The sequence below is a fragment of the Agrobacterium vaccinii genome, from assembly GCF_021310995.1.
In the GTDB taxonomy this organism is placed as follows: Bacteria; Pseudomonadota; Alphaproteobacteria; order Rhizobiales; family Rhizobiaceae; genus Agrobacterium; species Agrobacterium vaccinii.
In genome coordinates this window covers 2,958,186-2,978,316 of the sequence record NZ_CP054150.1, presented here as the reverse complement: position 1 = coordinate 2,978,316, position 20,131 = coordinate 2,958,186, and the positions used below count along the sequence as shown (strand labels likewise).

17 protein-coding genes and 1 riboswitch are annotated in these 20,131 nt (G+C 58.5%); of the genes, 12 read left to right on the top strand and 5 right to left on the bottom strand.

What is annotated here, in order from left to right:
* Window positions 1–72: 72 nt before the first annotated feature.
* Together HRR99_RS14430 and purH are read left to right on the top strand one after the other, a co-directional pair.
* Window positions 73–1,695, top strand: coding sequence for a heparinase II/III family protein (locus HRR99_RS14430; RefSeq protein WP_233122219.1), 1,623 nt, complete (start codon window positions 73–75; stop codon window positions 1,693–1,695).
* Between the two features lie 149 nt (window positions 1,696–1,844).
* Entirely contained in the window at window positions 1,845–3,461 is a 1,617-nt protein-coding gene (gene purH / locus HRR99_RS14425; RefSeq protein WP_233122218.1) for a bifunctional phosphoribosylaminoimidazolecarboxamide formyltransferase/IMP cyclohydrolase, read from the top strand.
* Between the two features lie 87 nt (window positions 3,462–3,548).
* Here the strand turns inward: purH and HRR99_RS14420 are convergent, their stop codons facing one another.
* Entirely contained in the window at window positions 3,549–5,081 is a 1,533-nt protein-coding gene (locus tag HRR99_RS14420) for a UxaA family hydrolase (RefSeq protein WP_233122217.1), read from the bottom strand.
* Window positions 5,082–5,115: 34 nt separating this feature from the next.
* Window positions 5,116–5,808, bottom strand: coding sequence for a FadR/GntR family transcriptional regulator (locus tag HRR99_RS14415; protein WP_111841303.1), 693 nt, complete (start codon window positions 5,806–5,808; stop codon window positions 5,116–5,118).
* 256 nt (window positions 5,809–6,064) lie between these two features.
* On the opposite strand from HRR99_RS14415, the gene HRR99_RS14410 reads away from it, so the two are divergent.
* The 7 genes from HRR99_RS14410 (at window position 6,065) to HRR99_RS14380 (ending at window position 14,047) form a co-directional block, all read left to right on the top strand.
* Window positions 6,065–7,639, top strand: coding sequence for a sugar ABC transporter ATP-binding protein (locus HRR99_RS14410; protein ID WP_233122216.1), 1,575 nt, complete (start codon window positions 6,065–6,067; stop codon window positions 7,637–7,639).
* On the top strand, window positions 7,629–8,651 hold the full coding sequence (locus HRR99_RS14405; protein WP_111841304.1) for an ABC transporter permease: 1,023 nt from the start codon (window positions 7,629–7,631) through the stop codon (window positions 8,649–8,651). Before HRR99_RS14410 ends, HRR99_RS14405 begins: the two co-directional genes overlap by 11 nt.
* Window positions 8,652–8,747: 96 nt before the next feature.
* Entirely contained in the window at window positions 8,748–9,689 is a 942-nt protein-coding gene (locus HRR99_RS14400; RefSeq protein ID WP_111841350.1) for an ABC transporter substrate-binding protein, read from the top strand.
* Between the two features lie 181 nt (window positions 9,690–9,870).
* Window positions 9,871–10,884: an aldo/keto reductase gene (locus HRR99_RS14395; RefSeq protein WP_233122215.1), complete on the top strand. Its 1,014-nt coding sequence runs from the start codon at window positions 9,871–9,873 to the stop codon at window positions 10,882–10,884.
* A 2-nt stretch (window positions 10,885–10,886) separates the two neighbouring features.
* The gene (locus tag HRR99_RS14390; protein ID WP_233122214.1) at window positions 10,887–11,708 is read left to right on the top strand and encodes an amidohydrolase family protein; all 822 of its coding nucleotides are present in this window, start codon (window positions 10,887–10,889) and stop codon (window positions 11,706–11,708) included.
* 3 nt (window positions 11,709–11,711) lie between these two features.
* Entirely contained in the window at window positions 11,712–12,722 is a 1,011-nt protein-coding gene (locus HRR99_RS14385) for a zinc-binding alcohol dehydrogenase family protein (protein ID WP_233122213.1), read from the top strand.
* Window positions 12,723–12,769: 47 nt separating this feature from the next.
* Window positions 12,770–14,047 carry an L-fuconate dehydratase gene (locus HRR99_RS14380; protein WP_233122212.1) on the top strand — a complete coding sequence of 426 codons (1,278 nt, stop codon included), beginning with the start codon at window positions 12,770–12,772 and terminating at the stop codon, window positions 14,045–14,047.
* Window positions 14,048–14,182: 135 nt separating this feature from the next.
* On the opposite strand, the gene cobD is transcribed toward HRR99_RS14380, so the two are convergent.
* Entirely contained in the window at window positions 14,183–15,211 is a 1,029-nt protein-coding gene (cobD, locus tag HRR99_RS14375) for a threonine-phosphate decarboxylase CobD (protein WP_233122211.1), read from the bottom strand.
* Between cobD and cbiB the strand changes: the two genes are divergently transcribed.
* Window positions 15,210–16,175, top strand: a complete 966-nt coding sequence (gene cbiB / locus HRR99_RS14370) for an adenosylcobinamide-phosphate synthase CbiB (protein ID WP_233122210.1) — start codon at window positions 15,210–15,212, stop codon at window positions 16,173–16,175. The two genes, cobD and cbiB, sit on opposite strands and share 2 nt — an antisense overlap.
* On the opposite strand, the gene HRR99_RS14365 is transcribed toward cbiB, so the two are convergent.
* Entirely contained in the window at window positions 16,162–17,619 is a 1,458-nt protein-coding gene (locus HRR99_RS14365) for a cobyric acid synthase (protein WP_233122209.1), read from the bottom strand. The genes cbiB and HRR99_RS14365 overlap by 14 nt on opposite strands.
* 3 nt (window positions 17,620–17,622) lie before the next feature.
* On the bottom strand, window positions 17,623–18,240 hold the full coding sequence (gene cobO, locus HRR99_RS14360; protein ID WP_233122208.1) for a cob(I)yrinic acid a,c-diamide adenosyltransferase: 618 nt from the start codon (window positions 18,238–18,240) through the stop codon (window positions 17,623–17,625).
* Window positions 18,241–18,347: 107 nt separating this feature from the next.
* A riboswitch (cobalamin riboswitch) is annotated at window positions 18,348–18,558 on the top strand.
* A 122-nt stretch (window positions 18,559–18,680) separates the two neighbouring features.
* Here cobO and HRR99_RS14355 point away from each other — a divergent pair.
* Window positions 18,681–19,097: a DUF1636 family protein gene (locus tag HRR99_RS14355; protein ID WP_233122207.1), complete on the top strand. Its 417-nt coding sequence runs from the start codon at window positions 18,681–18,683 to the stop codon at window positions 19,095–19,097.
* Window positions 19,094–20,131 carry a cobalamin biosynthesis protein CobW gene (gene cobW, locus HRR99_RS14350; RefSeq protein ID WP_112501153.1) on the top strand — a complete coding sequence of 346 codons (1,038 nt, stop codon included), beginning with the start codon at window positions 19,094–19,096 and terminating at the stop codon, window positions 20,129–20,131. Before HRR99_RS14355 ends, cobW begins: the two co-directional genes overlap by 4 nt.

The window sequence follows — 20,131 nt, the reverse complement described above, 5'->3', positions numbered from 1 at the left end:
CGTTTGGTAAGATCCCTGAACAGCAGCTTCAGCGCGGCGGGGCTATTTCTACGCACGCTCCGAAACCATCTGATGATTGGCATCGCACCTCTGCGCCTGAAATTATCCAAGCTGGCAAAACGCGCTCCCAGCGGGCTGGTGGCAGCGCCAACGGATTTACGGGCGGTCGATCCCTATGTGGCTCAAGAACTCGTTTATGGCCGCATCGCGCTTGCCGGGCGCATTCTGGAAACCGGTGGCGTGTCGCCTTTCTCGCTTGAAATGCCATCGGTGGCTTTCGAAGAAAGACTGCATGCGTTCAGCTGGCTGCGCCATGTTCGGGCCAGTAAGTCGGACGAAGCCTGCCACCGGTCGCGTGTTCTCGTGTCTGACTGGATCGCGCTGCACGGCCGCACTTTCGTTGGGGTTGCCTGGGCGCCTGATACAGCGGCTCAACGGTTGATCGCCTGGCTGTCCCATTCCCCGGTCGTTCTGCACAATGCCGATGCGGGCTTCTATCGGCGTTTTCTCAAAAGCCTGGGCTTTCACGTCGCCTATCTCAGCCTTATCGCCAGATATGCGCCCGATGGAGAGACCCGCCTTAAAATCCGTATTGCGCTGGCGGTGGCGTCCATTTCACTTCCGAACCGCTCTTCGAAAATTGCGCGCTTCGGTATGAAGCTGGACCGGGAGCTGGAGCGCCAGGTTCTGCCCGACGGCGGCCACATGTCGCGCAATCCACGTGTTATGCTGGAGCTGCTGCTGGATCTGCTGCCGTTGCGGCAAAGCTACATCAATCTCGGTCACGACGTGCCGCCCGGTCTCGTTCCGGCGATCGACCGCATGTTTCCCGCCATTCGCTTTTTTCGCCATCAGGATGGTGACCTTGCGCTTTTCAATGGCTCGACGGCAACGCTAGCGAATGAACTGGCCTCCGTGCTGCGTTATGACGAAACATCCGGGCGACCATCTCGCGCCTTGCCTGATGTGGCCTATCAGCGGCTTTCAGCGGATGATACGGTCATCATCGTCGATACCGGCATTCCGCAGTCCATGGAGCTTTCCAGAGGTGCCCATTGCGGCTGCCTGTCTTTCGAGCTCTCCTCTGTTCGCAACCGTTTCATCGTCAATTCCGGCTTTCCCTCCTATGCCGCACCGGATTTCAAACGCGCGAGCCGCTCAACAGCGGCGCATTCGACGGTAACGATCAACGATACTTCGTCTTGCCGGCTGTCACGGTCACGCCTGCTGGGGCCTATCATGGTTGCCGGTATCAGCGAGGTCAGCGTTCAGCGGGAGACCGATCAAAAGGGTGCAGACGTGTTGATTGCCTCCCATGACGGCTATGTCAAAGACTACGGTTACATCCATCAACGCGAGCTGGAACTGAGTGCAGCAGGAAGCAAGATCAAAGGTCGTGATTTCATTTATCTGGCTCAGCAGGATAAAAAACAACCTGAAGGGACGGTCGATACCGTCTCCCGCTTCCACATTCACCCATCTATCGAACTGGTGAGGCAGGACGAAGAGTCGGTGATGATGCGGGCAAGCGATGGCACAAGCTGGGTATTTTCGGCACCGGGGCAGATGGTTGCCATTGCTGAAGATGTCTTCATGGCGGATGCCTCCGGCATCCGTCCCTCCCAGCAGTTGGAAATCCATTTTCAGGTATTAGACACCAGTGAAGTGCGCTGGCTGATCGAAAGAAAGCTTTAGGCAGCGCTTCCCCATCAGAAAAACCCCTGCCGAATCGCAAGCTGTACGTCGTGGCTGTGTTTATTAATGCGCAAAGCTGTGCTAACGCGGCGGCAACCGCCGGAACGATTGATCTCCGGCCCTTCCTCCATGTTCCACGGAGTAGTCCCATGGCTGTCGTTTCCAAGAAAATCCCTGCGCCTGACAAGGTCAAAATCCGTACCGCGCTGCTGTCGGTGTCCGACAAGACCGATATTATCGAACTCGCCGGTACGTTGGTCAAACTCGGCGTCAAGCTGCTGTCGACAGGCGGAACGTCCAAGGCGATCGCAGATGCCGGACTGCCGGTGACGGATGTGTCCGATGTGACCAAGTTTCCCGAGATCATGGATGGCCGCGTCAAGACGCTGCACCCCAACGTCCATGGTGGGTTGCTGGCCATCCGCGACGATGAAGAGCATGTGGAAGCCATGCGTGCGCATGGCATTGAAGCCATCGATTTGGCCATCATCAATCTCTATCCGTTTGAAGAGGTCAGGGCTAAGGGTGGCGATTATCCGACGACGGTAGAAAACATCGACATCGGCGGACCCGCCATGATCCGAGCTTCGGCCAAGAACCACGCTTATGTCACCGTCATCACCGATCCTAGCGACTACCCGGAACTGCTGGAAGCTTTGCAGGCGAATGATGGCGAAACGAGCTACGCGCTGCGTCAGAAATTTGCAGCAAAGGCCTACGCACGTACTGCTGCCTATGACGCTGTCATTTCCAACTGGTTTGCCGAAGCGCTGTCCATCGAAACACCGCATTACCGCGCTGTCGGCGGCGTGCTGAAGGAAAAGATGCGTTACGGTGAAAACCCGCATCAGAGCGCGGGTTTCTACCTGACAGGCGATAAACGTCCCGGCGTTGCAACAGCGACCCTTTTGCAGGGCAAACAGCTTTCCTACAACAACATCAACGACACGGATGCCGCTTACGAACTGGTTGCAGAGTTTCTGCCGGAGAAAGCGCCTGCGGTTGCCATCATCAAGCATGCAAATCCCTGCGGCGTGGCGACGGGTGAGACCCTGCTCGACGCTTACAAGCGGGCGTTGGCATGCGATCCAGTCTCGGCCTTCGGCGGCGTTATCGCGCTCAACCGCACACTGGATGCAGAGACGGCTGAAGAGATCATCCAGCTCTTCACCGAGGTCATTATCGCACCTGATGTGACCGAGGAAGCAAGGCTGATCGTTGCCCGCAAGCCAAACCTGCGTCTGCTGTCAGCCGGTGGCCTGCCGGATGCGCGTGCGCCCGGTATCACCGCAAAGACAGTCTCTGGTGGCCTTCTCGTGCAAAGCCGCGATAACGGCATGGTGGAAGACCTCGATCTCAAGGTCGTCACCAACCGTGCGCCGACGCCGCAGGAACTCGAAGACATGAAATTTGCCTTCAAGATTGCCAAGCATGTCAAATCCAATGCTGTGATTTATGCCAAGGACGGCCAGACCGCTGGTATCGGTGCGGGCCAGATGAGCCGCATTGATTCTGCACGCATTGCAGCCCAAAAGGCAGAGGATGCCGCCAAGGCCATGGGCCTTGCGGAACCCCTGACAAAGGGCTCAGCGGTTGCTTCGGAAGCATTCTATCCCTTCGCAGATGGACTTCTGGCTGCGATCGCTGCCGGTGCCACCGCAGTTATTCAGCCGGGTGGCTCCATGCGGGATCAGGATGTAATAGACGCGGCCAACGCCCATAACGTTGCCATGGTCTTCACAGGCATGCGTCACTTCAAGCATTGATGAAATAAGGGTGGCGAAGCCGGAAACGGCACGCCACCCCTTTTTGAACACCCGGCGTGCGCCCGGTGTTTCACGTGAGACAGACCATCACGTCACAGCGCCGACCTGCCACGGCACGAACTCGTTGTCGCCGTAGTCGTAGATTTCACTGACCGTCTTGTCGCCCGAGGCAACAGCGATGATGTGCTCGAAAATCCGTTCGCCGGATTCTTCGATGGTCTCGTTACCGGTGACGATCTCGCCGCAGTTGATGTCCATGTCCTCTTTCATGTGTTCGTACATTTCGGAATTCGTGGCAATCTTGATGCAGGGAGATGGCTTGAAGCCGGAGACCGAGCCTCGCCCTGTGGTGAAACAGATAACGTTGCAGCCACCTGCCACCTGCCCCGTGACAGCAACCGGGTCGTAGCCGGGTGTGTCCATGAACACCAAACCGGGTTCTGTTACGGTTTCAGCGAACTCATAGACGGCTTTCAACGGCATTGATCCGCCCTTGGCGACAGCACCGAGTGATTTTTCGAGGATGGTCGTGAGGCCGCCCAGCTTGTTGCCGTGGGACGGATTGTTATTCAGCTCATCACCGTTGCGGGCCGTGTAATCCCGCCACCAGTCGATGCGTTGCAATAGTTTTTCCGCCACCGCAGGCGTCACGGCTCTGCGCGTCAACAGATGTTCGGCGCCGTATATTTCAGGCGTTTCCGAAAGAACCGTCGTCCCGCCGTTGCGCACGATAAGGTCCGACGCATAGCCCAGCGCAGGATTGGCCGAGATGCCGGAATAGCCGTCCGACCCACCGCATTCCAAGGCTACTTTCAGCGCCGATAGCGGTTGCTCTGTTCTTATTGCGGCATTCACGCCTGGCAACATCTCCTTGATGTTGGCGATCGCCGCTTCGATCGTCTTGCGCGTGCCGCCGTGCTGCTGGATCGTCATGGTGCGCAGACGCTCGCCCTCTTCCATCCTGTAATGTTCGAGAATGGGCGCGATCTGGTTGGTTTCGCAGCCCAGCCCGATCAGAAGAATACCTCCGAAATTGGGATGGCGGGCATAGCCCTGGATCGTCCGTATCAACAGGCGATAGCCTTCGGACTTGGTGTTCAGCGCGCAGCCGGTGCCGTGGGTCAGCGCGACGACGCCATCGACGTTGTCGAAGCCCTCGAGACCACCCTGCTTATTGAAGTAATCCGCGATGTAGCGTGAGACCGTGGCGGAACAGTTTACGGATGCGATGACGCCGATGTAGTTGCGCGTGCCGACGCCGCCAACTCCGCGATCAAAGCCCATGAAGGTGCGTCGCTCGCTGAGCGGCAACATGCCCTTTTCTTCGATATCCACGCTGAACTGATGGGAATGTTCCGATGGTACCATGGCGAGGTTATGCAGGTGAACATGGCGACCAGGCTCGATATCCTGCGTGGCGACGCCGATGACCTGCCCGTATTTCAGCACCTCATCACCGATTCTGATGGTGCTGAGAGCGACCTTGTGCCCACGCCCGATCAGTTCCACGGCCTTGAGGTCGCCGCGACCGGTGGCACCTCCGGGCTGGATGGATCGCCGCGCGACGGCGACGTTGTCACGCGCGTTCAGCTGAATGGTGGCTTCGCTATTGTCTGTCACGCGGTCTCCTCCTCGCGATTGTCTTTTGTCGAGATCAGTTCTCGACCCATCGCCGTCTGGAGCTGTCCAGATGGCTGTGCATCGTGGCTTGCGCCAGCAATGAGTCCTTTGCCTCCAGTGCGGCCAAAATGGCCTCATGCTCCTGCAAGGCGTAAACCCAGGTGTCGCGGTCTTCGAATTTTACGCGAAACTGCGCCGAAATTGGGCTGTGTCGCTCATCGAAAAGGTCTCCGACCAGACGGGCTAGCACGCTGTTACCCGATTGCTCGGCAATAAGAACATGGAACTGACGGTCCTGGTCCAGCGGCTTGCGCCCGGCGTCGATCTCGATGCGCATCGCATCAAGCGTTGCGCGCAGCGTTTCGAGAGCCTGCGCATCGATGCGGCTGGTTGCCAGCAGCACTGTGCTCCCCTCAAGCGCCGCACGCGCCTGCATCAGCTCCGAAGGGCTTTCTCCCAAAGACTTCGTACGACCTTGCGACTGGACGGGCTCGGCAGACACATAGACGCCCGATCCCATGCGGATTTCCACGCTACCATCGATTTCGAGCGCGATCAGGGCCTCGCGCAAGGACGGCCGTGACACGCCCAGCTTTTGCGCCAGTTCACGCTCGGCAGGCAGGCGCGCGCCCGCTTGAAACTCGCCATTCTCGATCAGCTCGCGGATCTGGTCTGCGATCTGCTGATACAATCTGCGCGGTTCGATGTTTTTGGCCTGACCATTCATGCGATTTTTCTGACGGCGTTCGGTGCTTCGTAACTTTGGCCTTACCGTATCGACATCGTGAGCATGAAGCAAGATATTGTTTATTAAATTGAAATTTAATGATAATATCACATTTCCCGATTACTGATCTGTATATCATCAATCTCTTTTTCATCTCTCATCGGACAATTGGCTTGACCATAGAAAAAATGCGGCCTAACCATTCCGCCCATCGCAGCACCTTGAGTGGAGTCAGGGCGCTACCGGGAGGAACGAGATGTCGAAGGGCGCATCGACTGTTGAGAATGCCGCCGCAGCCGGTGAAACGGCACGCGTGCATGGTCGCATTTTGCTGCGCCTCGACCACATTAGCAAGGAATTTCCCGGCGTCAAAGCGCTGAGCGATGTGCAATTCGATCTGCGTTCCGGCGAAGTTCACGCCGTCTGCGGTGAGAATGGCGCGGGCAAGTCCACGCTGATGAAAATCGTCAGCGGCGTCTATCAGCCAACCAGCGGCACCATCCTGCACAAGGGCCGAACCGTTCAATACGCTTCGCCGCTCGAATCCGAAGCTGCCGGTATTGCTATCATCCATCAGGAACTCAACCTCGTGCCGCATCTCAGCGTGGCCGAGAACATTTATCTGGCGCGCGAGCCGCGAAAGGGCTTTCTCGTCGATCGCAAGACCTTGCGCAGCAATGCAAAGCGCTGCCTCGACCGTCTCGGTGTCGATCTCAACCCGGATCAACTGGTGCGCGGGCTATCCGTGGCGCAATGTCAGATGGTGGAAATCGCCAAGGCGCTTTCGCTCGATGCGGAAGTTCTTATCATGGACGAGCCTACGTCTTCGCTGACGGAGCAGGAGACGCGTCTTCTGTTCAAGGTCATCCGCGATCTCAAAGCGTCGGGTGTCGGCATTGTCTATATCTCGCACCGGCTTGATGAAATGGCCGAGATCGTGGATCGCGTGACGGTGTTGCGCGACGGGCGCTATATTTCCACCGATGACTTCGCCGATGTTACCGTGGACGACATCGTGACCCGAATGGTCGGTCGTTCGCTGGAAGACAAGTTTCCCGAGAGAACATCGAAGCCGACCGATGAGGTGATATTTTCGGTCAAGGGGCTGACGCGGACCGGCGTGTTTCACGATGTGAGCTTCGAACTGCGGCGCGGTGAAATACTCGGCTTTGCCGGGCTCATGGGCGCAGGCCGCACGGAAGTGGCGCGCGCCATCTTCGGGGCTGACGCTTTCGATGCCGGGACGATCACGTTCGAGGGCCGAGAACTATCGATAAAGTCACCCCAGGATGCCATTGCCGAAGGCATCGCCTATCTGTCCGAGGATCGCAAAAGCGATGGCCTCGCGATCAAGATGTCGGTGGCGGCCAATACGTCCCTTGCGAATATGGATGCGGTGTCCAACCGTTTCGGCCTGATCGATTTCAAGAAGCATGACGACGTGGCGCGCCGCTATGTCGATCTTTTGAACGTCCGCACGCCGTCCATCAAGCAGACCGTTCGGCTTCTGTCCGGCGGCAACCAGCAGAAGATCATCATCGGAAAGTGGCTGTTTCGGCAGTCGCGCGTGTTGTTCTTCGACGAGCCGACGCGCGGCATCGATGTCGGCGCAAAGTTTGCGATCTACAAGATTATGGACGAGCTTGCGGCAAAGGGCATCGGCGTCATTCTCATCAGTTCGGAACTGCCGGAAGTTCTGGGCCTAACGGACCGCATCGCCGTGTTCCATGAGGGCACGATTACCGGCATCGTCGAGACGGCCAAGACCACCCAGGAAGAAATCATGCGCTATGCCTCCGGCTATAGCAGTGGGGATAGACATGTCAGATAGTGCACCGCCACCCAAGAGCTTCGCCTTCAGCGACCGGCAGAAGGACATCATCCAGAAATTCGCAGCACTCGGCAGTCTCGTCGTGCTGACCATGGTGTTTTCGGCCACCAGCAGTGCATTTTTCACCGTCAACAATGCCATGACGATTGCGCTTCAGGTGACCTCGATTGCGCTTTTGGGCATCGGTGCGACCTGCGTCATCATAACCGGCGGTATCGATCTTTCGGTCGGTTCCGTCCTGGCATTGGCTGGCGTGGTCGCGGCACTCGCCGTAAAAGAGCTTGGCATGCCGGTGCCGGTGGGCATGTTCTTCGGCATTCTGACCGGCTCGCTGTGCGGCCTCATCAACGGATTGCTGGTCACGCGCTTCCGGCTTCCGCCCTTCATCGCCACCCTTGGCATGATGCTGATTGCCCGCGGCGTTGCCTTGCAGATCACCGGCGCCCGCGCCGTATCGGGCCTTGGGGAATCCTTCGGCGAGCTTGGCAATGGCGCCTTGTTCCGCATCGTGACCATCGGCGATGATGGTTTCCCCAATGTCGTTTTTCCGGGCATCCCTTACCCGGTCATTCTGATGATCGTGATCGCGATTGCCGTGTCCTTCATGCTGAACCGTTCCGTTCTTGGGCGGCATATCTACGCGGTGGGCTCCAATGCTGAAGCCGCCCGTCTTTCCGGGGTCAACGTCTCCAGAGTCACCAATTTCACCTATATCCTGTCCGGCACATTGGCTGGGCTGACCGGCTGCGTGCTGATGTCGCGACTGGTCACGGCGCAGCCGAATGAAGGCGTCATGTATGAGCTGGATGCGATTGCCAGTGCGGTGATCGGCGGCACGTCGCTGATCGGTGGTGTCGGCACGATCTCCGGCACCGCGATTGGCGCATTCGTCATCGGCATTTTGCGCAACGGTCTCAACATGAACGGCGTGTCTGCCTTTACCCAGCAAATCATCATCGGTCTGGTCATTCTGGGCACGGTGTGGATCGACCAGCTGCGCAACCGCCGCTGATCGAACAAACAGGTTCACATGGGGTGCGGACCCTTTCCGCGGGATACCGGCGAGACGACGAGGAGATATCGCTTGGCCGGACTAATGGAGGACAACATGAAGAAACTGACCACTGTTCTTTTAACCTCGGTCATCGCCTTGTGGAGCGTATCCACGGTTCAGGCCGGTGAAATCGCCGTGATCGTCAAGACCGTCAATTCGACCTTCTGGCAGAACGTGCAGAAGGGCGCTGATGCGGCTATCAAGACTTCGACCGGCAACACCATGACCTTCCAGGGTCCTGCCTCGGAATCGGCCATCGCCGATCAGGTCAACATGGTAGAAAACGCCGTCAACCGTAAGGTCTCAGGCATCGTTCTGGCGCCTTCCGACCCGGACGCGCTGGTCCCCGCCGTCAAGAAGGCATGGGAAGCCCGTATTCCCGTGGTGATCGTGGACTCGCAGCTGGCCAAGGGTGCGGAGCAATATTACCAGTCCTTCCTCGCAACCGACAATAAAAAGGCCGGTGAGCTTGCGGCTCAGGCGCTGATCGACAAGGTTGGCAAGGAAGGCAAGATTGCCGTGATGTCCTACGTTGCGGGCGCCGGTTCTGAAATTGGCCGCGTCGGTGGTTTCACCGATTACATCAAGGCCAATTCCAAGCTTCAGATCGTCGGCCCCTATTACTCGCAGTCGCAGATGGCGACCGCGTTGAACCAGACGACCGACGTTCTCGCTGCCAATTCCGATCTGAAGGGCATTTTTGGCGCGAATGAGCCGACAGCCATCGGCGTTGGCCGCGCATTGGCGCAATCCGGCAAGGCAGGCAAGGTCGTCGCCATCGGCTTCGATGGTAATCAGGACCTTCAGGGCTTCGTCAAGGATGGCACGCTGGCCGGTATCGTCGTTCAGGGTTCCTACCAGATGGGCGAGCTTGGCGTTCAGACGGTTTCGAAGTTGATCGCCAAGGAAAAGGTCGAGAAGTTCGTCGATACAGGCGTCGTTGTCGTGACCAAGGACAATATCGACAAGCCGGAAGCCAAGAACGTTCTGTACTAACGCTTCCGTCGTCATGCTCGGGCTTGTCCCGAGCATCTACCACCGTTGCATTTTGTTCAACGTGGTTGGATCCTCGGGACAAGCCCGAGGATGACGAATAGGGGAAAGCGACCGTTCCACCAATTTGAACGGGGGATGCTGCGTTGACCTTGAGAGATGTGAATTTGAGAAAGCCTGCGCCATGAAAGTCTCCGATAAACGCAAATTGCCCCGTCGCGACGTCGATGTAACCCTGATCGGTCTCGGCTGTGCCCAGATGGGCAACCTCTATCGCGTCACGCCTTACGAGGAATCGAAGGGTGCCTTTGACACGGCCTGGAAGCACGGCATACGTTATTTCGATACCGCACCGTTTTATGGTTACACCCGCTCCGAGCGGCGGCTTGGCACGATGGTGACGGAGCATGAGCGGGCGGACTATACGCTGAGCACCAAGGTCGGCCGCGTCATGGTGCCGGACGAAACCGTAGGGCCGGAAGAGGACGCCTATATTGCGCCCCTCCCCTTCCGTCCGGTCTATGATTACTCCCATGACGGCATTTTGCGCTCCTTCGAGGCCAGCCAGCAGCGACTCGGTATCCTGAAGCCCGATATTCTCTACATCCATGACATTGGTTCCGTCACGCACGGCTACAAGCATCAGCATTATTGGCAGCAGCTGACGGAGGGCGGCGGCTTCAAGGCGCTGGCCAGATTGCGCGACGAAGGCTCTACCGGAGCCATCGGCCTTGGCGTCAACGAATGGGAAGTCGTTCGTGACGCGATGGAGGTCTTCGATATCGACATCGCCATGCTGGCCGGACGCTACACGCTTCTGGAACAGAGCAGTCTCGACTTCATGGACAATTGCACGAAACGCGGCGTCGGCATTGTCGTCGCTGGTGCCTTCAACTCCGGCATTCTGGCTGGCAATCGCAAGTTCAATTATGCGGACGCGCCTGCCGATATCATCGCGAAGGTCGGTGCTTTGCATGAGGTTTGTGAGGAGTTGGGCGTGTCCTTGCAGGCCGCAGCCTTGCAGTTTCCGTTAGCGCATCCGGCATCGGTGACGGTGGTATCCGGCGCGCGCAATGCACAACAGCTCTCAGCCAACATCGAGTGGTTCGAGCAGGATATTCCCGTCGAGTTCTGGCACGAGCTGGAACGACGAGGCCTGCTGGCTGAAGGCGTGCCGGTGCCGGGGGCTCAGGCCTGATCATGCGGATCGACGCCCATCAGCATTTCTGGCTTTTGAAAGATCACGCGGGAGACTGGCCACCACCATCGCTGGAGCCCATCTACCGTGATTTTCTGCCGGATGATCTGATACCGCTCCTGCAAAAAGCCGGGATTTACGGTACCGTGCTGGTCCAGACCATGGAAAACGCCGGTGATACCGATTTCATGCTGGGGCTGGCAGATGATAACGACTTCATCAAGGGCGTCGTCGGCTGGGTGGACATGAAGGCAGCCAATGCGCCCGATGAGATAAGACGCCGTGCAGCGCATCCGCGTTTCAAGGGCGTCAGGCCGATGTTGCAAGGTATGGAGGATGTCGCATGGATCGATGATCCAGCGCTCACGCCTGCGGTCGATACATTGGTCGAACTGGGGTTGGTCTTCGATGCGCTGGTTTTACCGCCCAACCTGCCGTATCTCCTGAATTTCGCCAAGCGCCATTCAGCCCTACCCATCGTGATCGACCACGGTGCCAAGCCGTTGATCGCGACGGGCCGTTACAGCGCCTGGCGACGCGATATGGCGGAGCTTGCCGCGCTGCCGAACCTTCACTGCAAGCTTTCCGGTCTGCTGACCGAACGCGGTGAGCAAAAGCCGCAAGCCGTGCGGCCCTATGCCGAGACCATATTGGAGCTTTTCGGGCCGGAACGTGTGTTGTTCGGCAGCGACTGGCCGGTTTTACGGCTAGCGGGCGATTATCAGGAATGGCTGGATGTCTGCCGCGATATCGTGCCCGCCGCCGATCATGATGCGGTGTTTGGGGACAATGCCGTGCGTTTCTACTCTCTTATAAACAGGTGAACCATGCTGGCGATTTTCTGCGATAAACCGGGGCTTCTTAGCGCCAAGGACCTGCCGAAACCGCATTGGGCCGAAGGCGAAGTCCTGGTCCGCATTCGTCGCATTGGTGTGTGCGGCACGGACCTGCATATTTTCACCGGCAACCAGCCCTATCTCTCCTACCCTCGTATCATGGGCCACGAACTCTCCGGTACGGTAGAAGATGCGCCTGATGGCAGCGCGCTGTCCAAGGGCGATATCGTCACCGTCATTCCCTATATGTCCTGCGGAAAATGCAACGCCTGCCTGAAAGGCAAGAGCAATTGCTGCCGCAATATCGGCGTCCTCGGCGTACACCGCGATGGCGGTATGGTGGAGTATCTGAGCATTCCACAGCAATTCGTGTTGAAGGCGGAAGGTCTGAGCCTCGATCAGGCTGCAATGACCGAGTTTCTTGCCATCGGCGCCCACGCGGTCCGACGCGCTGCCGTCGAAGCGGGGCAGAGCGTGCTGATCGTAGGCGCAGGGCCCATCGGCATGGCCGTCGCCGTCTTTGCTGTTCTCAACGGTGGCATCGTCACCATGATCGACAGCCGACAGGACCGTCTCGATTTCTGCCGCAACGAACTCGGTGTCTCCCACACCGTGCCGCTGGGAGAAGGTGATAAGGATCGTCTCAGCGAACTGACTGATGGCGATTTCTTCGATGCCGTCTTTGATGCCACTGGCAACCCGAAAGCCATGGAACGTGGCTTTTCCTTCGTCGGCCACGGCGGGACCTATGTGCTGGTTTCCATCGTCGCCAGCGACATCAGTTTCAACGACCCGGAATTTCACAAGCGCGAGACCACACTTCTGGGCAGTCGCAACGCGACCCTTGAGGATTTTGAGGCAGTTCTGGAGGCGCAGCGCGCCGGGCGGGTGCCGGAGGCGCTGATCACCCACCGCATGACGCTTGCCGAAGTGCCCTCGCGTTTTGCAGACCTGACCAACCCGAAAGCGGGTGTCATCAAAGGCATGGTCGAGATTGCCTGACCCTGCCTGTCACCCATTTCCATGATCTCTGACCACGAGTACCGGCCATGACAAAAATTACCGACCTGCGCGTTTTCGATCTGCGTTTTCCCACCTCCCAGAGTCTCGATGGCTCCGATGCGATGAACCCGGACCCGGATTATTCGGCAGCCTACGTCATTCTGGATACGGATGATGACGATCTCAAGGGACACGGCCTGACCTTCACCATTGGGCGCGGCAACGACATTTGCTGCATGGCCATCAAGGCCATGCGCCATCTTGTTGTTGGTACCGAGCTTTCGACAGTGCTGGAAAATCCCGGCAAATACTGGCGTCACCTCACCAGCGACAGCCAGTTGCGCTGGATTGGCCCGGATAAAGGCGCCATGCATCTGGCAACCGGTGCCGTCGTTAATGCCGTGTGGGATTTGCTGGCCAAAAAGGCGGGCAAACCGGTCTGGCAACTGGTGGCCGATATGAGCCCGGAGCAGATCGCCGATATCGTCGATTACCGATACCTGACCGATGTGCTGACCCGCGATGATGCGCTTGCAATCCTGAAAAAGGCTGAGAGCGGCAAGGCGGAACGGATCGAGATCCTCAAGAGCGAAGGCTACGCCTGCTATACGACGTCAGCCGGTTGGCTGGGTTACAGTGACGAGAAGCTGCGTCGTCTCTGCCAGGAAGCGATTGATGCGGGTTTCAATCACGTGAAGATGAAGGTGGGGCGCGATCTGGAAGACGACATCCGCCGCCTGACCATTGCCCGCGAGGTCATCGGCCCCGATCGCTATCTAATGATCGATGCCAACCAGGTCTGGGAGGTCGATCAGGCAGTCGAATGGGTCAACAAGCTCGCTTTCGCCAAACCCTTCTTCATCGAAGAGCCGACGAGCCCCGACGATATCGCAGGCCACCGCAAAATCCGCGAGGCCATCGGTTCGGTGAAGGTGGCCACCGGCGAAATGTGCCAGAACCGCATCATGTTCAAACAGTTCATCGCGGAAGGCGCCATTGATGTCGTGCAGATCGATAGCTGCCGCATGGGTGGATTGAACGAAGTTTTGGCCGTGCTGCTCATCGCGGCGAAATACGACCTGCCAGTCTGGCCGCATGCGGGTGGCGTCGGGCTGTGCGAATATGTGCAGCACCTGTCGATGATCGATTATCTGGTGGTTTCTGGCACAAAGGAAGGCCGCGTGATCGAATACGTCGATCACCTGCATGAGCACTTCATCGAGCCCTGCGACATCAGGGATGCCGCCTATATGCCGCCGACCATGCCGGGTTTCTCGATTGAAATGAATCCGGAGTCTATCGAGGCCTATACGTTCAAGGGGTGAGATGCTCGCGAACCAGTCGCCTCCAAACCGTCATCCTTGGGCTTGACCCAAGGATCTCATCACGCTCCTGCGGATGAGACGTTCGTAGATGCTTGGGACAGGCCCGAGCATGACGGAGAGGGTGGTGATCGGGTCTTAAAAGCTAGCTAAGGCCGCTTCCAATCTTGTCCACTCCGCTTCGTTGCCCGGCAGGCCAAAGCGGAGATCGGCTGGCCTTTCATCGAAACTGCGCGTGAGAATGCCGTTGTCCATTAAATGGGTGAATAAGGTCGGCACTCGTTCATCTCTGACCAAAGTGAACAGGGACGTTCCCCCGACAATCGAAAGACCGGCTGCGCCCAAGAGATCATTCAGCCGCCTTGAATCTTCTTTTAGCCGGAGTCGCATCGCCACGCTCCAGGCCGTATCTGTCAGCGCTTCGGTTGCGATATGCAGCGCAGGACCCGAGACCGCCCACGGTCCCAGCCTTGATTCGAGGTCTCCGGCGGTATCGGGATGGGCCACGGCGAAGCCGAGGCGCACGCCTGCCATGCCATAGAACTTGCCGAAGGAGCGCAGGACAACAAGGTTGTGTGAGGTCGTCGCGTCGGCAATGCTTTCCGCATCGCCCGTTTCGATGAAGGCCTCATCCACCACAAGCAGCCCGCCTTTTTTGCGCATGGCATCAGCTGAGGCCAGCAGTTCCAAGCGTTCCAGCACCTGTCCATCGGGATTATTGGGGTTGATGACGACGGCATAATCGAAAACGGTTAAGGCCTCGATATGTGATACCTCCGTTACGGGAAGCCCTGCCATGCGGGCGGTGCGGGCGTGTTCGGCATAGGCAGGGGAGAGAACGCCGCAGCTTGTGACGCCTCGCCTGACAGCAATCTCCGCAAGCAGCGGCATCAGCATTTGCGTTCCCGGCGCCGCCACGATGTGCGCCTCCGAAGGTGCGCCGAAAGCTGCTGCTGCGACCTCTTTCAGCGTTTCCAAGGCACCCGGTTCCGGCAAACGGGCAAAGGCGCTGGCGGGAATGGGCGAATGCGGGTAGGAGTGCGGGTTGATCCCGGTGGAAAGGTCGATCCACGGTTCGGGTGCCCTAGGAAAAAGCTGGCGCGCCCGTCCCAGATTGCCACCATGGCGGATCGCCGGTTGCGCTTTGTCTGGTACCCTCTCGCCCATGTTCTTCGCTCTCGCTTTCCTGTCCCTGCTGATCGAACGCCTTGTTGGCTATCCCGACTGGCTGTTCAAACGCATCGGCCACCCCGTAACCTGGATGGGTTCGCTTATCGCGCTCTTGGACAGAAAATGGAACCGGGAGGGCGACTCATTTTCGCGTCGCAAGGGCCTGGGTGTGTCGGCTCTGTCCGTTTTTCTGGGCTTGACGGTGTTGATTGCCTTTGTATTGCAGTCGTCACTTTTATGGCTTCCTCTCGGATTGCTGATAGTTGCAGTGCTTGGCGCATCGCTTCCAGCGCAGAAAAGCCTAGAGCAGCATGTCCAGGCGGTGGCGGAGGCTTTGAAACGTGACGGTATTGAGGGTGGTCGAAAGGCGGTGTCGATGATCGTCGGCCGTGATCCCGAAACGCTGGATGAAGCCGCTGTCTGTCGGGCGGCGATTGAAAGTCTGGCAGAAAATTTCTCCGATGGCATTGTCGCACCCTCGCTTTGGCTCGGGCTTCTTGGGCTGCCCGGTGGTGCCGGTTACAAGGCGATCAACACGGCGGACAGCATGATCGGCCATCGTTCTCCTCGCCATGAAGCCTTCGGCTGGGCCTCCGCAAGGCTAGATGATCTGGTCAATCTTCCCGCCTCCCGTCTCACCGCCCTCTTGTTCGTTCTGGCTGCGTTTTTTGTAAAAGGTGCCTCGCCTCGTCAGGGCTTGCAGGCGATTTTCCGCGATGCGCGCCATCACCGTTCGCCCAATGCCGGGTGGCCGGAAGCGGCGATGGCGGGTGCGCTGGGTTTTGCGCTGGCCGGTCCACGCTCCTATGGCGGGCAGATGATCGAAGCACGGTTCATGGGTGAAGGCGGACGTCGGGATTTGACCGCTGCCGATATTCACCGGGCACTGAAGCTCGCACGCATTGCAGATGCCATGTTGATTGCACTGTTCGGCATATTGGCCTTAGCTATCGCGCTATAGCCAAGAGGGCATCGAGATCGAGATGGCGCTCCATATGGTCGGCCAGGCGGTCGAGAACCGCATCCACCTGTTCCTCGTAATTGAGTGTCGAGTTTTCCCCACCCAGCCGTTTTAGCCATCCGCTGCGTTGGTGGTCATCGGCAAACAAGCCATGGATATAAGTGCCAAACACGCGGCCATTCGGTGACATCGCGCCTTCTGTGTGGTTGCCGATTGTGGAAAACGGTCGCTTATCATCCAGTCCACAAGTGACGCCCACATGCATTTCATAGCCGGAGAAGGGGATTTGATCAAAGCTCTGCCCGGTCACGGAGACGAGCCGTTTGTCACCCGTCAGCACGGTATCCACGTCGAGCAAGCCAAGCCCTTCAATCGCGGTGGGAGCACCTTCGATGCCGTCCGGATCAGCCACGCTTTTCCCGAGCATCTGATAGCCGCCGCACAGGCCAAGCACATAGCCTCCACGCCGCACATGTGCTTTGATATCCACGTCGAGCCCGGCATTTTTGAGCGCCGTCAGATCAGCAATGGTGGACTTGGAACCGCACAGCAGCACCAGCGCACAATCTGCCGGGATGACGTCTCCCTGGCGCACGCGGATAAGCTCGACATCCGGCTCGGCATCCAACGGGTCGAGATCATCGAAGTTGGAGATATGCGGCAGGATCGGTACAGCGATCCGAATTTTCGCGTCGCGCTTTCTTTCGCCAGCTCCACTCAACCCTAAAGCATCCTCAGCCGGCAGGCGGCTTGCATCGGCAAAATGCGGCAAGAGGCCAATCGGGTTCCAGCCAGTCTTGTCCGAAATAATCCGCATGCCGTCATCGAACAGGTTTGGATCGCCTCTGAAGCGATTGACGATGAAGCCTTCGATCATCGCCGCATCGTACGTATCCAGAACCGTCTTCGTGCCGACAAGGCTGGCGATCACGCCGCCCCGGTCGATATCGCCGATCAGGATCACAGGCGCATTGGCTGCGCGGGCAAAGCCCATATTCGCGATGTCATTGGCACGGAGATTGACTTCTGAAGCACTGCCCGCGCCCTCCACCAGAACGAGATTGGCCATGGTTTTCAGATGCTCGAAGCTTTCCAGCACGCGTGGCATCAGCCCGGCTTTCATGTGCTGGTAATCAGCGGCTTTGGCATTGCCGATGACCTTGCCCTGCACCACCACCTGCGCGCCCGTTTCGCTCTGGGGTTTGAGCAACACCGGGTTCATGTGGACGGAAAGCGGTACGCCCGCCGCCCGCGCTTGCAACGCTTGCGCCCTGCCGATCTCACCACCATCGGCGGTGACGGCGGCATTGTTGGACATGTTTTGTGGCTTGAACGGCATGACGGACAGACCGCGACGAACAAAAGCGCGCGCCATCCCCGCCACCATCAGCGACTTGCCGACATCGGAGCCGGTGCCTTGAAACATCAAAACGCGCGCTGTCATGGATTAATACTCGATGCCGGACTGCGCTTTGACGCCCGCCTTGAAGTGGTGTTTCACAAGCGTCATCTCCGTCACCATATCGGCGGCGTCGATCAGCAGCTGTTTGGCGTTGCGACCGGTGACGATGACGTGCAAGCCATCGCGGCGGTTCTGCAGGGTTTCGACCACCTCTTCCAGCGGCAAATAATCATAACGCAGTGCGATGTTGAGCTCATCCAGCACTACAAGACCAATGGTTTCATCGGCCATCAGCGTCTTTGCCTCTTCCCACGCCTTGGTCGCAGCAGCGACATCGCGTTTCAGATCCTGAGTGTCCCACGTGAAACCTTCGCCCATGGTACGCCATTCGACGCGATCTCCGAACAGGGCCAACGCCCCCTGCTCGCCGGTGGACCATGCGCCCTTGATAAACTGGACGATGCCGACGCGTCTGCCGGTGCCGAGCATGCGCAGGGCCAGACCGAAAGCTGCGGTGGATTTACCCTTGCCCGGGCCGGTGTTGATCATCAGCAGACCTTTTTCGATGGTCTTTTCCGAGACTTCGGCATCCTGCACCGCCTTGCGGTTGACCATTTTGGCGCGGTGACGCTCGGCCTCGCTGTCGCTGATGTCACGGGTCATTGTGGCTCATCCTTCCGGGTGTCATGCTTTTTCAAAGCGGCGACTATAGCCAAAACGTGTTCCACGGCAATGACACGGCGGCATTGACACAAAAGCACCGCAGGGCATAAGGGTTAAGGACTGACGGTCTTTTTCCGGCAACGGGAAAAGCTAAGAGGGAACACGGTGCCATTCGCGTGTGCGAACCAACCCGTGGCTGCCCCCGCAACTGTAAGCGGTGAGCCCGCGCCGAAAGCCACTGGACGAATGAGTCCGGGAAGGCGGCGCAAGGGTGTCGAAGCCGCAAGCCAGGAGACCTGCCGTTTCAGGAAAAACGTCTGCCGGGCGGGGTGCTCCGGTCAGTCGGTTGTTCGAACGATGGCGTTGCGTTGATCCGCATGCCGTTTTCGATATCCGCACCCCGAGACCATTGCAAAGGCGCGGAAACCATACCCTTGGATATGACATCGACATCATCAAGCCTGAATGAAAAGACGGACCGTGACACCGCGCCCGGCGTCGTGGTTTACGTTTGCCGCAGTTGCCGGTCGGAAGCCGATCCGAACGCGGACCCTCGCCCCGGTGCGACCCTTGCGCAGGCTGCTGTTGCACTCGGTCAGGCTGAAGGTGTCGATGTACGCAGCGTCAACTGCCTTGCCAATTGCAAGCGTGGCTTGAGTGCCGCGGTGCGCAGCGCCGATGGCTGGTCCTACATGTTCGGATCGTTGAGCGAAGACGACGCTGCCGACTTGCTGGTCGGCGCGCGCCTGTTGTCTTCAGCACCCGATGGCCTGATGCCATGGCGCGGACGGCCCGACAGTTTAAAGCGTGGCCTTGTTGCCCGCATTCCCCCTTTGAATTTTACCGAGGAGACATAATGACCACGCTCAACCGCGTTCCCTGCACCATCATCACCGGCTTTCTGGGCGCGGGCAAAACCACGCTTCTGCGCGGCCTTCTGGAAAAGCTCGAGGGCAAGCGGCTGGCCATCATCGTCAACGAGTTTGGCGATGTCGGCATTGATGGCGATATCCTCAAAGGTTGCGGCATTGAAAGCTGCCCGGAAGAAAACATCGTTGAACTAGCCAATGGCTGCATCTGCTGCACGGTGGCGGATGATTTCCAGCCCGCCATCGAGCAGATTCTGAGCCGCGAGCCACGCGTCGAGCATATTCTGATCGAGACCTCGGGTCTCGCTCTGCCGAAGCCACTCGTACAGGCCTTCCAGTGGCCCGCAATCAAAAGCCGGGTGACGGTGGATGCGGTGGTGGCCGTGGCCGATGGTGTCGCGCTTGCCGAAGGCATGGTGTCGCATGATCTGGAAGCGCTGGCCGCTCAGCGCCAAAACGACGAGGCGCTTGATCACGATGATCCGGTCGAAGAGGTCTTTGAAGACCAGATTGCCTGCGCAGACCTCATCGTTCTGACCAAGGGCGATTTGCTGGATGCGGCGGGTCTTGAGCGCGCCAAGGCGCATATCAATGCGCATCTGCCGAAGGCGGCCAAGATTGTCGTGGCGTCCAATGGCGTGGTCGATCCTGCCGTGCTGATCGGTCTTGGCCTTGCGGTGGAAGAGGATATTGAAAACCGCCACACCCATCATGATGAAGAAGAAGATCACGATCACGACGAGTTCGATAGCTTCGTGGTGGAACTGGACGCCGTCACCGATGCCGAGGCCTTGGCCGCGCGTATCTCGGAAACGGCAGCGTCGGAAAACGTGCTCCGCATCAAGGGTTTTGTCGAAGTGTCGGCGAAGCCGATGCGATTGCAGGTGCAGGCGGTCGGCTCGCGCGTCAATCATTACTTCGACCGTCCCTGGGCCGCAGGCGAGGTGCGCCGCAGCCGTTTGGTCGTTATCGGTGAGAAAGGTCTCGACCGCGCGAAAATCGAGCGGATGCTGGCTGCCTGA